Consider the following 12,212-nt stretch of genomic DNA (forward strand, 5'->3'; position numbering starts at 1 on the left):
GGAATATAACACCAAGACACGCTCATGCCTGATATCGCTTCCCCTTGGAAGACGATGACTCAATAGCCAATGGCTGCCACTAGGAGTAGCAAGATCAGAACCTACCAGTCCTTCAAGACTTCACCATTTCGAATCGTGTTGGCGGCCTGCCAAACTGTGAGATCGACGGTATCAGCCACGAACCGGACGGAACCGTCTGCGAGCAACGCATTCACTCCCCCCGTGTGGTAACTCCGGGCAGAGGCCCAAACGTCCGCGGTGGATCGTTCCTCCGTACAGTGGAGTGGGTCGGTTGCCGGGATGGACTCATCGCATGCCGCAAGCTGGTCAGGTTGCTTTGAGTTGGGGCCATAGAGAGCCGAGAAAATCGTTGCTCCCATCGCCGGTGAAAACCAAGTCCCACGGATGTCAGTTGCGGCGTCCACGGTGATAACTTCACTGACAGCAATTGTGTTACTCATGCCGTCTTTGATGTCAGAAGATCGACGTCCCTTCGAGTTCTGAAAACGGTCACCGGAACCACCCAGGCTACGAACAATCTTCTCTTGATTAACGAAGAACGTTCCAAATGTTCCTTTGGTGGCATTCGATTCCCAGGACAGCATGTTGCCCGAACCCCAGCTTCCCGCGTAGTTTGACTTTGCGAGAGATTCCAATCCATAGCTTCCATCGCTAAACAATGTTTGGACCTCATCAGCGGATGGACAGACCATGAACTTAAGGGGTTCGCGACCGATGTGACCTGTGGAGGCGTGGTACTCGCAGTCGTCAGCAGGGTTGTGCGTATGGTCGTTGATTCGGTTTTCGTTGCACGTGACGCACTGTTCCCAGCGAGCGTTCTGTTCGACGAAGGGAAGAATGTCCGCGACCCAGTGGAACCCAATCTCATTTTGGCCATGCTGCCATCCACCGGTCTTGAATCGGTTACCCGACTCATCATAACAGACATATCCCGGGGGAAACGAGCCATGCGTTTCCATATGGTTGTGCAACGATACACCAATCTGCTTGAGATTGTTCATGCATTGCGCACGTCGTGCGGCTTCACGGGCCTGTTGAACGGCTGGTAGCAACAACGCAATCAGGATTGCGATAATTGCGATCACAACCAACAACTCAATTAGTGTAAATCCAAGAAATCGAGTTCTCGATCTCTGACCAAAAGAAGCGGCATTCATGACGTGTAACCTCTTCGGAACACAAAACAGCGAGAGAATAGGTAATTCATCAAAAACGAATGATGATAGTTTGAACACACCGTGGTTCTACTGAGTGTGCTAACGGACGTCACGATATCGAGAATTGTGAAGGCTTTGTGAACCTCATGTGAATTTCAAGATATCGCCGCTCCAAACTGCCACTTGATCGTGCGTCGAAAGTGATGTGCGAGTCTTCCACGCTGGGGCGTAAATTAACCCATGTTCATAGTGTTTCGCTGTCTGTTATTGCCGACTTTCCATGCCTGCATTACGCTCCCTGCATGTTCACTTGAATAAGTGTCGCTTCGGCTTTGATCTCGATCGCTAGTCCTGACGTGGTGACCGACTGGAACTTTTGAGGGATAGCGATAGTTGATGGTGTCGTAGTCGTCGGCGGTGCGATTGCGTCGTCTTCTTTCTTAGAGACGGACGGACCGACCGTAATTTGATATCGCCCCGGTCCCAGTCCATTCGCGTCATCTTTCGGGTGGACCTTGAGAATCTCACCGCCGTCGATGGTCCCTGTCGCGATGACTTCACCGTTTGACCAAAAATGTATCATTCCCGATGGCAACGGCTGCCGGTTTAGGCGAACAATCCCCGTGATTGGAACCGACGATGAAGGTACATCGTTGCCACCGCATCCAACTGTGCACATACAGACAATAAAAAAGATTCCAAATCGAAAAATGTTTGGCATGGAGTTGCTCGCAGAATCAGAAACACTGCGTTTCTATTGAGTAAAGGTCGGTCTGGTGTTTCAAAACAATGGTGGTGCGCCAGTCATTAACGTAATGGCCAGCGTCCAACGGAGACACCGGCCAATCGTCGATTGCTTGATTCCGTGGTGATCGACTGTGCTTCCCCTTCCGCCGCAATCTGTCCAAACTTCAGGTCGGTTTGTTGACATGAGCGACTCGGATCTCAGCACTTCTGGCCCCTTCGACATCGGTTAGAAGTCTTGGAGGACTTCGTTTCCGGAACGAGTACCGACACCCGCCCAAACAGCCGCGTCGATCGACTCAGAAACGAATGTAACACCACCGTCTGCCATCAGCGTGTGGACACCTCCTGTATGTTCACTGCGTGCGGCGGCAATTTGAGTTCCGTCGTTTGCTTCTGTACATGGGAGGATAGCGACGTTGCGGCACGACGGGATGATGTCTGGGGTATCCGAATTCGGTGCTCGACCGGTGCTGAATGCTGAGCCACCCATACCGGAGTACACCCATGTGCCTCGGCTATCGCTGTTGTCGTCGTCTCGGAAGCGAACCTCACTGAGGGCAGCGGTATTGCTCGTGCCGTCTCTGAAGTCACGGAAACGGTAGCTTCGATTGATTGCAAATGCTCCCCCCGTCGATGAGTTGTAGGAGGCCAACAAGTCACCCGAACCATAATTCGCAGCATAGTTACCGCGGGACATGTGCTCTAATGAGCGGAAGTAAACGGAAGCGTTCCCGCCACCTTCCGAATGACTTGGACATAGGTATCCTGGGGGTGCATAGTGGCCGAACACATTATTCATATTGTCTAGCGGGTCGCCTCCTGCCAGAATTGGTCTTGCCTTCTCCCACAAGTTTCCTTGCTCCATGTAAGGAAGAACATAGAGTGCCCAGTTTCCGCCGAGTGACTGACCATTGAAATTGCCGCACTCTTGGGCCCCGGTGATGATCGTCGGGGGATTCCCCGCACATGCGCCGATCACACCACCTGGCGGAAACATGCCGTAGGTACCATGATAATTATGCAATGCCAAACCAAACTGCTTCAGATTGTTCCGACATTGGGTTCTGCGGGCGGCTTCCCGAGCTTGTTGAACCGCTGGCAAGAGCAGTGCAATCAGAATTGCAATAATTGCGATCACAACTAGGAGTTCGATCAAGGTGAAACCCTGTCGAGCTGATGGGGGCTGACTGGTTGAGCGTGTACGGTTCCATGGAAGTGTACGCATCGGTAGCGTGTCCTCAGTGTGTAAGGAGAGAAAAAGTAGCAATGTCCCGTCCGCGAATTACATAGAATCAGCGCGGGCGACTCTGGCGAATTAATGTGTCAAGTGGTAGGTTCAGCAGGCAAGTGGTAGGTTCAGCAGGCAAGTGGTAGGTTCAGCAGGCAAGTGGTAGGTTCAGCAGGCAAGTGGTAGGTTCAGCAGGGCGGGGTGGCGGCAGGAGTGTCTGTATGGTTTGTCTCGTCAAAGATGCGTTAGCGTTGTGAGCGATGAGCCAGCATGCTAGCAAACTATAACCGACAGTCCATATCTTGGATGATGAAAGTTCGATGAACTTTCGGTGGCTTCTTGAGAGAGCATCGTTTTTATTAGAGTACCGTCTGTGACCGTATTTCATCCTCTAGACATAAATTATTAACATTCCGTGCTAGCGTAGCTCTGCCCCCTTGCACGCGGGCTCACCACACGCGAGTGGAACAACAGTAGTTTTAGGATTGATAAGTTCAGTGGCGACAACGAAAGTAACGGCCAGTCAGCCGATACCGAGAACTGAAAACGGCACACCATCGGCCAGGCAATGGTTGTTCTCACCGACCGCCGATTTGTTGTTTGTATGCAATGTGCTATGGCCCTTGGTGTTTCTTCTTCAGAATTGGACCGGCATTGAGGGACGCGACGGCTTGATCTTCTGGCAGGTCTATTTTGTCACTACCCCGCATCGATGGATTTCATTGCTTCTAGTCTTCGGTGACCGAGATCGATTTGCTAGTCGTCGATTCGTCTTCCTAGCAGTCTTGACGGCCGCAGTTGGTGTTTGCTCTCTCGTACAAATATCAACCGGCACGCTGACGTGCTTGTTAACAATCGACTATCTGTGGAATGCATGGCACTTTGCTGCTCAGCATCACGGTGTGTATCGAATCTATGGTCGGCTCACCGGAAAAACTCCACTTGAATCAAAACCTGGCTTTGCAGCAGTTGAGAAGTGGGGGACTCGCATCTTTGTTATCTACGCCGCGCTCAGAGTGGCCGGTTGGACATGGCCGTATGAGTCGCTAGAGCAAACGCTAGCAACAACTGACTGGTTCGTGATTCTGATACCCACTCTCCTTCTAGTTTACGATTTCAGGAATTGGCAACTTACTGGCGTAGGGCGTTCGATATACATGCTGAGTGTGTGGTGTCTATACAGTGGTATGATTCTCTCAGTGCACTTTCAGCGTGCCGATTTCGTCTTGATGTTAGCAACTGCTTCGGCTTTGTTTCACGCAACTGAGTATCTCGCGATTGTGTCCTGGTCCGTTTCAAGTCGAAAGATGCCGAAAGAGAAAGACCTGTTGAGTCGACTGGTTCCTGCATGGTTACTAATACTCAGTATCTATATCCTTGTTTTGGGGATTGCGGGTTATTTAGTCTCAACGCACTTTGCAAAGTTCTGGCTCTTTCTCAATGTTGTTGTTGCGTTTTTGCACTATTCGTACGATGGATTGATTTGGCGAAGACGCCGCGTATAGTTCGATTTCAGCAAGAACCGCTGGCGGCCTAAATGGATTGAAAGTTGAACGCGGCATGCCATTGATTCGCTAGTTAATCAGACGGTGTGTTTTCTCAATGCGAGATACCAAATTCGGGAGGTTGTCAGTGGGTAGCAAAGCGGCTGGAGAAGACATGGTTAAGGTTGTTCTGACATCCTTGCTTGTTTGTCTGTGCTGGGGAATCCTAGTTTGGTCTGCGGCGACGGTCGCAGATGTTGCGGCTTGGCCTTTTGTCTGGGCTGACGTTTGCCTCGTTTTTATGTGTGCTGGTATCGCCGCTGCTGTTGGGCTAAGGAATGTCATCAGGAAATCGGCTATTCGTCGGACTCTGGTATTCCTTGCGGGGGGCGTTCTTGCGGTCTCATTTGCCGCTGCGTTGTTCGCACAACAGTGGTTGTTTCCGTTGCGGTCTTACGTGCCGTCAATCATTGCGAGATATATCGGGACTTTGTTTGTCGGTAGTGCTTCGGCAACGATCGCGTCAGCCTGGTTCGATTCCCGAAGGCCAGAAGACGTAGGTGATTCGGTAGCCACTCAGGCTGCTTCGAGTCTATTGCTAGTCGCGATACTGTTTGTACTACCCGAGATCTATCTAGCCTCGCGGTTCGCCGAACATAATGAGCGTCTTAGCGAACTGCTTGGGCAATATCGGTTAAAAGCGTCATCAGAATTAGCCAGCCAGTTAGCAGCGGTCGATCCAACGGCGAAGATTGGACCGCAGAAAGAGTCCGCTCGTCGTCTAGCCCATGTGCTCGGGAAAGAGGTTGCAAATGTGAGTGAGCAGACTGAACAGATTTTGAATACGATTGCTCAGCAACCACATGCAGAATTCGAGAAGCAAGCCGCGAAGAATCTTGCAATTCTTGAACGGCAAGAACAAGCAACCCAAATCTTGGAGTCGCTTGTCAATCAGAATGCGGATGACGTCGAAGCCACGTTGCTTCTCGCCACGGTCGCAGAGCATCAAGGCAACTATCGTGAAGCTCTGCAGTACTATCAGGCCGGTGCAGAGTGGTTGTCGAATTCCCATGATAGTTTAAGTTATGCTGCTAGCCAGGCGTTTCGCGAGACAGCCTATCGAGGAATCGGGTTCACTCAACGAAAGCTTGGTAACAATCCGGCGGCCGAGAGAGCATGGAAGAGTCTCGTTAAACTTTCTCCAACAGCGGAGAACCATTTTCTGATGGCGAAATTTTACGCAGATGCTCAGCGTGCCGAGTTAGCTCGGCATCATGCGACGATTGCAATGCATCGTGACCCGAGACAGTACAAAGTCCAAAGTGAAGCGTTGATCAATCAGCTTGAGAACGAGCAGCTTGGCTGTTTTTCGGTCTACCTGCAACGGAACGCTAGATAGGTCTATTGTTGTTGGTGGTGATCAAGGTCTAGCCACGGCGAATGGCATCCATCGGCATCATTCGCATTGCCCAGAACGCTGGGTATAGCCCGCCGAGTACTCCCAATGAGGTTGCGAACGTCACGCCGAAGATTATGAGTCCGGGACTGGCGTACAACTCCACTCGGGTTGGCCATTGCCAGTTCACCAACTGCACGCCCACCCACCCAACGATACATCCGAGCAATCCGCCACCAAAGCCAATCAGGCCACTCTCGCATGTGATGAGTTTCAGGACATCACGTTTGGACCAGCCGTTTGCTTTTAGAATTCCAAACTCGATAATCCGCTCGCTGACGCTCATCACCATCGTATTGATGATGCTCAAGACAGCAATGAAGAGACCGATTGCCGTCAGCAATCCGAGAAATACATTGAGGTCGTCAGCCAGTCGGTCAAAACGCTTCGCCCAACTCTCGGCGGTGCGGACTTCAATTGGCATGTCTGGACGCACTACAAAGTCTGTGTCTCCGGATGCAATTGGTTCTTCGGCTGGGCTTTGTTCCAATTGTTCAACTTTGTTAGTCCCGTTGTTCTCACGAGCGACTTGGGTCGGTGAAGACTGTCTTTGGGCAAACCACTTGAGGACTAAGTTGAGCTTCTGAGTGAATGCATCGATCCAGCCATCTGTTCCGGAACCAGCCATACTTTGAAGTGCCGATGGCGTCCACGGTGGCAAGTCACGGTCGCGAAAAATCTCTCGAATCTCATTGACCAAATCGTCTTTGTTCGTCTCTTCGGTTTGTTCGATGTAGTAGCTCGAAACCGTGCCGGGATCGAATCGGGTCATCTGCCGAACCGTATCGATGTCCATCAAAATCGCGATGTCGAGCAGCAGGGAGTCGCATTTGTAGATTCCTACAACGTCCACTCGGTGACTATTGACTTGCAGAGAATCGCCAACTTCAACTTCGAATTCTTCCGCAATTGGTTGACTAATCAAGCAGTTGCGTGTGCCTTCGTCCTCAAGCGTTAGAAAGCGACCAGATTTGATGGACTCACGATACAGATCCGATTCGAGTTGCAACCGCTTGGAAATCTCACTGCCGTAGAGAAGCCGCGGCGGACTGAAGATCATCTTTTGATTGATCACGTTGACTCGTTGCCAGATTTCTGGAACGACGGCACGAACGCGGTCCACGTTCTCAATTTCCTCCCCCCATGCGGCGGGAAGCGTTGAGAACAACGGCATGGGCGCGCCCGGTTGCATCGCGGCCAAGCCAGGGACACGTCCGAAAGTGGTCGAAACCGTTTCGTCCAGGCCCTCTGCGACGGAGAACAGGCCGATCATCCCAGCGATGGCGACCGTCAATCCCAACAGGGAGAGGGCGGTTCGTAAGGAACGATTTCGAAGGTTTCGGTAGGCAAATTTCAACATCGAAGGCCAGCATTTCCCAAACCAGTGGAGTGACAGTCTGCTTCATTGTAGAAGTTGTGGACGCAAAGGCGAGTCACTTGGCTTCGGTGACTGCTTTCCCCAATACAAACGCTCTGCTACGATCAACACGCACCGACTCCGAGAGGCCTACGAAACGACCTGAACACTGTCACCTTGCCGAGTACTTGATGTCGTCTGAACCATATCTACTCCGCCTGGCAACCCGGCTTTCCGAGGGACTGATCGAATGGCAACCGGACCGTCGCGAACGGCATCGGCAATTCGTGTTGGCCCATCAGATGCCTGATGGTGGGTTTCGGGGACGCGAGGGCGATTCCGACATCTACTACACTAGTTTCGCAGTCCGATGCTTGTCGATGCTCGGCGGTTTGCGGTCTGAAGAAGCGTCGAAGATCGGTAGTTTCCTGCAGTCGCACGATTGGCAGACGCTGAGTATTGTTGACCTGCTGAGTTGGCTCAGTTCGGCGGTGGTGGTGCAATTGGCTGGTGGACCGGACGTGTTTGCGAGCGACGCCGCTGATTGGCCAAAGCAGATTGCTGAGCGGTTGGAGAGTGTCCGCACCAATGACGGTGGTTATGCGAAAAGCAGCGAGGGAGCGGCGGGAAGTACTTATCAGTCTTTCTTGGTCGTTTTGGCGTACGAGTTGATCGGGCAACCACTTCCACGCCCGAATGCCTTGGTGCAATTTCTCTTCGATCGACAACGCGGAGACGGTGGCTTTGTGGAGATTGCTCCCATGAAACGCAGCGGCACCAACCCCACGGCGGCTGCCGTCGCAACGCTGAGTATCCTCAACTATCTAGACCGAGAAATTTGCGAAGATGTTGCGGCGTACTTGCGGGACGTGCGGAGTGACGAGGGCGGATTCCAAGCGAACACCCGTATTCCGTTTGCAGATGGATTGTCGACGTTCACCGGCCTATTGACGCTGAGCGAGATTGGTCGCGAACGTCTCATTGATCGCGGGCAGGCCCGTCAGTTCTTCACAAAATGGTTGGAATTCCCCCCTGGTGGATTTCGGGGGGCAAGCTGGGATGAACAAGCCGATGTGGAGTACACCTTTTACGGTCTTGGAGCCTTGGCGTTACTAAGCGAATCCATCGACCAAACGGATCCGAACGATTTGTTGAACTAACCAGTGTGAGTACGTCCGTTTTCGTTCAGGACATTGGAAGCATCTGTGCGTGCCCGAGGTGGACGCGCAATGCTCCCTGAGTCCGGCTGACCTAACGAAGTCCGCTAGGCATCTTTCGGGGTTGCCCAATGGTCGCGGTAGGCCCGTTTGACGAAGCTGTTGGCTTCTGAGTGATTAGTGATTTCTTCTGTTTTCGGATCGAACTCTAAAACGGCTCCGACACGAGCTGCGATATTTGCTAGATGTACGAGGGTTGCAGCCTGATGCCCGACTTCGATACCCGCGTTGAGCTTCGACGATTTCCCACGGACGCAATCGAAGAAGTTCTGATGGTGCGCTGGTAGATCGACCCCGCCGGTTTGTTGATCAAGGAGCTTGCCCCGTTCACCGTAAAGTCGCCAACCCCGCGTGTGCCCCATGACCAACATGCCTTTGGTTCCGTACCACGCACATCCGTTTCCGTAACCCTCCTGCGGGTACGGAGACCAAATCCGTTGCTCGAAGATAAATTGTTTCTGCCGACCTTTGGGCTCACCCGCTTGTGGGTACTCGAAGACGGCGTACTGGGTATCGGGAAATTCTTGATCGTCGTCAAAAAAGTATTTGCCTCCCAGGCACGTCACGCGACTGGGGTGCGTGTTCACACCGAAACCCCAAAGGGCCACGTCGATGTCATGGACTCCATCGTTACCGATATCTCCGCAACCGAAGTTACGCCACCATCGCCATACACTCGGCAGCATGTTGGTTTGATACGGGATCTTGGGAGCTGGTCCGGTCCATGCGTCGAAATTGAGGTGGCTTGGAGCGTCGGTTGGTGTGCGTTTACCGATGTTCCGACGGCGTTGGCTGTTCCACGCTTTCGTTACCAGGACGTCGCCGATTTCTCCGTTCAACACCTTTTCGACACCTTGTCGAACCGTTTCCGTGCTGCGGCTTTGAGTCCCGACTTGCAGGAACTTTCCACTCCGCTTCGCCGCCTCGATCATCAACCGGCCTTCGCGGATATTGTGGCTGCACGGCTTTTCGACATAAACATGCTTGCCAGCATCCAGTGCTAGAATTGCCGCTGGTGCGTGCCAATGATCCGGAGTGGCAATAAAGACCGCATCGATGGAATCATCGTCGAACACTTTCCGCATGTCGTCAGTGGTTTGCGGTCGCTGTTCGGTGGCGGATTCGACATGCTCGACTGCTTTTGCGAGCCGCTGCTCATCGACATCGCAAACCCATGCCACTTCAACTTCGGGATTCGCCGTCAAGACACGAAGATGGTAACTGCCCATCCCGCCAGGCCCAATCATCCCGACCCGCAACCGCTCCGAATCGGCCGCTCGAGCGGAACTCGAAACTCCAGTCCAGACAGCGGTCGCAAGTCCGGCTTGCTTCAAGAACGTGCGGCGGGGTGTATCGCTCATTGCAAATCCTTCGGTGTGAGTGGGGCGAGGAACCTGCGTGCATCTTGCCCAAACCGAAATCAAAACACAAGCGATCCTTGATGCGTCAGGCAGGCCGGCTGTTTAACCGGTTGTGCGTTGGTAGCGTCCCATCAGCTCTGTCTCATCGAGGATGTGCCCTTGCATGGCCTGTTCGACTTCTTCCCGTTTCACGCCGGCTTCGAGTCCAAGCGATTCCCCATCTAACGCGTACAGACGGAAGTAGTACCGGTGATCACCGTGATTGGGAGGTGGAGCGGGACCCCCATAGTGATCGTGTTGGAAATCGTTCCTGGCTCCTTGCCCAATCCCACTGGCCCCTTCGGGAATCGTGGACCGCTGGGCCGGAATATCGAACAGCACCCAATGGGTGAAGGTGCCATCCGGTGCATCCGGGTCTTCCATAATCAGTACAAAGCTCTTGGTGCCTTCCGGCGGATGAATCCAATTCAACTCCGGCGACTTGTCATCACCGTCGCATGTGTGCACATCCGGTATGACGGCGTCAGGTTGAAATGCCGGACTCGTCAACGTAAATCCTTGTTCGGCCATGTCATATCTCCTATTCACGGACCTGAAAAATCGCCTACTTCGATTTTTGCAGGGTCGTGTGGGAAATATAGGGGCAGAATCCCCCTTCTCGCATGGGCGAAACAACCAGCGGGCCAGATACTATTCCGACTGGTCTGGCTCAAAACCCGGACGCACCTTGCCATCGTAGTTGATCAGCGGCCGTGCGTTTTTGACTCTTCCGAGCGGACGGCAACCTGGGCCAACGCCCTCCGTGCCCAGATCATCTTTGGTCTTGGCGGCAATGTCTCGAAGCAGTTTGACGACATAGGGATTGGCTTTCGCGACGTTGTTTGATTCACTGATGTCTGCGTCAAGGTTGTAGAGTTCTCCCGACTTCAGGATCAGCTTCCAAGGGCCGCTGCGAACCGCTTGCAGGTTCAAGCCGCGGAAGTAGTAGAATTCCTCGTAGGGTGTTTCGGCGTCTTCTTGGCCGAAAAGAATCGGGCGAATGTTGTGACCGTCGATCTTTCGGTTCGGCGGCAGTTCGCCGCCAGCGAGTTTCGTGAATGTTGGGAGAATGTCCATCATGCTGGTGATGGCAAACGTCTCGGTATTTGCGGGAATCTTGCCAGGCCACCAAGCGATTGTCGGCACACGAATTCCGCCTTCCCAGGTGCTGCCTTTGCCGCCACGAAGTGGTTTATTGACTGCTCCATGTCTTATTTGACCGCCGTTGTCAGAGGTGAAGATGACCAAGGTGTTATCCTGCAAATCCATTTCGCGGACCGCATCGAGAACCTGCCCGACACTCCAATCGACTTCTTCGACCCAATCCCCAAACAGTCCATGAGCACTCTTGCCCCGAAACCGTTCGCTGGGGTAAAGCGGAAAGTGAACCGCCGAGTGTGGCATGTAGAGGAAGAACGGTTCCTCATGATGATCACGAATGAAAGAAACCGCCTCTTCGGTATAGCGTTCGACGAGGGCCTGCTGGTCTTTCGGAAGCACTCGTTGAAGAACCGTTTCGTTCCTCAAGAGTGGGAGTGGCGGTTGACCTTTTCCTTTCCGATTTTTCGGAAGCGGACGGCCAAGATTGCTTTTGACACCGTCGGCTGCCGGTCCCATATCGTTGGAATATGGCAATCCGTAATAGTCGTCGAATCCTTGCCGAGTTGGGAGAAACTCTGGTTGATCCCCCAGGTGCCATTTCCCCACCATTCCGGTGGCGTAGCCCTGTTTCTTTAACAGCTCCGCAACGGTGATCTCGTCCGGATGCAAACCGACATCGTTACCAGGAAACAGAACGTGCGGAATGCTCAGGGCACGTTTCGGGTAGCTTCCCGTCATTAGTGACGCACGCGATGGCGAACAAACCGGAGCCGCATAATGACTGGCGAGCTTCCGACCCTCCTTGGCCATCCGATCCAAGTTTGGCGTCCGATTGACTTTGTTTCCGTACGGCCCGATGTCCCCGTAACCGAGATCATCAATGTTGATCACAATGAAGTTCGGCGACTGCGCAGCCTCCAAAATGTTTCCCCAGGTTAGGGAAATCAGAACAGCAACAAATCCCTTCAGCGAGCGGCTTATCATCGTGTGTGTTTTCTAATGAAAGGGTCTACGAAAAGCGGGACTCACAACGACCGTTGTGAC

General features: G+C 52.9%; 9 protein-coding genes. 2 read left to right on the plus strand and 7 right to left on the minus strand.

All coding sequences use genetic code 11. The features are described 5' to 3' along the window. Positions 1-101 precede the first annotated feature (101 nt). The 3 genes from G6R38_RS12925 to G6R38_RS12935 form a co-directional block, all read right to left on the minus strand. Positions 102-1,178: a DUF1559 domain-containing protein gene (locus G6R38_RS12925; RefSeq protein ID WP_166825721.1), complete on the minus strand. Its 1,077-nt coding sequence runs from the start codon at positions 1,176-1,178 to the stop codon at positions 102-104. 289 nt (positions 1,179-1,467) lie between these two features. Continuing rightward, on the minus strand, positions 1,468-1,761 hold the full coding sequence (locus tag G6R38_RS12930; RefSeq protein ID WP_166825724.1) for a hypothetical protein: 294 nt from the start codon (positions 1,759-1,761) through the stop codon (positions 1,468-1,470). A gap of 390 nt (positions 1,762-2,151) precedes the next feature. Next, the gene (locus tag G6R38_RS12935) at positions 2,152-3,150 is read right to left on the minus strand and encodes a DUF1559 domain-containing protein (protein ID WP_166825727.1); all 999 of its coding nucleotides are present in this window, start codon (positions 3,148-3,150) and stop codon (positions 2,152-2,154) included. A gap of 1,662 nt (positions 3,151-4,812) precedes the next feature. On the opposite strand from G6R38_RS12935, the gene G6R38_RS12940 reads away from it, so the two are divergent. Further along, positions 4,813-6,036 carry a tetratricopeptide repeat protein gene (locus G6R38_RS12940; RefSeq protein ID WP_166825732.1) on the plus strand — a complete coding sequence of 408 codons (1,224 nt, stop codon included), beginning with the start codon at positions 4,813-4,815 and terminating at the stop codon, positions 6,034-6,036. Between the two features lie 28 nt (positions 6,037-6,064). Here the strand turns inward: G6R38_RS12940 and G6R38_RS12945 are convergent, their stop codons facing one another. Further along, positions 6,065-7,453 carry an ABC transporter permease gene (locus G6R38_RS12945; RefSeq protein ID WP_166825737.1) on the minus strand — a complete coding sequence of 463 codons (1,389 nt, stop codon included), beginning with the start codon at positions 7,451-7,453 and terminating at the stop codon, positions 6,065-6,067. 188 nt (positions 7,454-7,641) lie between these two features. On the opposite strand from G6R38_RS12945, the gene G6R38_RS12950 reads away from it, so the two are divergent. Continuing rightward, entirely contained in the window at positions 7,642-8,610 is a 969-nt protein-coding gene (locus G6R38_RS12950) for a prenyltransferase/squalene oxidase repeat-containing protein (protein ID WP_166825740.1), read from the plus strand. A 104-nt stretch (positions 8,611-8,714) separates the two neighbouring features. Here the strand turns inward: G6R38_RS12950 and G6R38_RS12955 are convergent, their stop codons facing one another. The 3 genes from G6R38_RS12955 to G6R38_RS12965 all read right to left on the minus strand — a co-directional run bounded on the left by G6R38_RS12955 (position 8,715) and on the right by G6R38_RS12965 (position 12,152). Beyond that, entirely contained in the window at positions 8,715-10,028 is a 1,314-nt protein-coding gene (locus G6R38_RS12955) for a Gfo/Idh/MocA family protein (protein WP_166825743.1), read from the minus strand. A gap of 102 nt (positions 10,029-10,130) precedes the next feature. Beyond that, positions 10,131-10,598 carry a YbhB/YbcL family Raf kinase inhibitor-like protein gene (locus G6R38_RS12960; RefSeq protein WP_166825747.1) on the minus strand — a complete coding sequence of 156 codons (468 nt, stop codon included), beginning with the start codon at positions 10,596-10,598 and terminating at the stop codon, positions 10,131-10,133. A gap of 120 nt (positions 10,599-10,718) precedes the next feature. Beyond that, the gene (locus G6R38_RS12965) at positions 10,719-12,152 is read right to left on the minus strand and encodes a sulfatase family protein (protein ID WP_166825750.1); all 1,434 of its coding nucleotides are present in this window, start codon (positions 12,150-12,152) and stop codon (positions 10,719-10,721) included. Positions 12,153-12,212 lie beyond the last annotated feature (60 nt).

The sequence above is a fragment of the Thalassoroseus pseudoceratinae genome, from assembly GCF_011634775.1.
GTDB lineage: Bacteria > Planctomycetota > Planctomycetia > Planctomycetales > Planctomycetaceae > Thalassoroseus > Thalassoroseus pseudoceratinae.

Coding starts and splice junctions, on each gene's coding strand:
- G6R38_RS12925 (WP_166825721.1), bottom strand. CDS start 1,178: ATGAATGCCGCTTCTTTTGGTCAGAGATCGAGAACTCGATTTCTTGGA.
- G6R38_RS12930 (WP_166825724.1), bottom strand. CDS start 1,761: ATGATACATTTTTGGTCAAACGGTGAAGTCATCGCGACAGGGACCATC.
- G6R38_RS12935 (WP_166825727.1), bottom strand. CDS start 3,150: ATGCGTACACTTCCATGGAACCGTACACGCTCAACCAGTCAGCCCCCA.
- G6R38_RS12940 (WP_166825732.1), top strand. CDS start 4,813: ATGGTTAAGGTTGTTCTGACATCCTTGCTTGTTTGTCTGTGCTGGGGA.
- G6R38_RS12945 (WP_166825737.1), bottom strand. CDS start 7,453: ATGTTGAAATTTGCCTACCGAAACCTTCGAAATCGTTCCTTACGAACC.
- G6R38_RS12950 (WP_166825740.1), top strand. CDS start 7,642: ATGTCGTCTGAACCATATCTACTCCGCCTGGCAACCCGGCTTTCCGAG.
- G6R38_RS12955 (WP_166825743.1), bottom strand. CDS start 10,028: ATGAGCGATACACCCCGCCGCACGTTCTTGAAGCAAGCCGGACTTGCG.
- G6R38_RS12960 (WP_166825747.1), bottom strand. CDS start 10,598: ATGGCCGAACAAGGATTTACGTTGACGAGTCCGGCATTTCAACCTGAC.
- G6R38_RS12965 (WP_166825750.1), bottom strand. CDS start 12,152: ATGATAAGCCGCTCGCTGAAGGGATTTGTTGCTGTTCTGATTTCCCTA.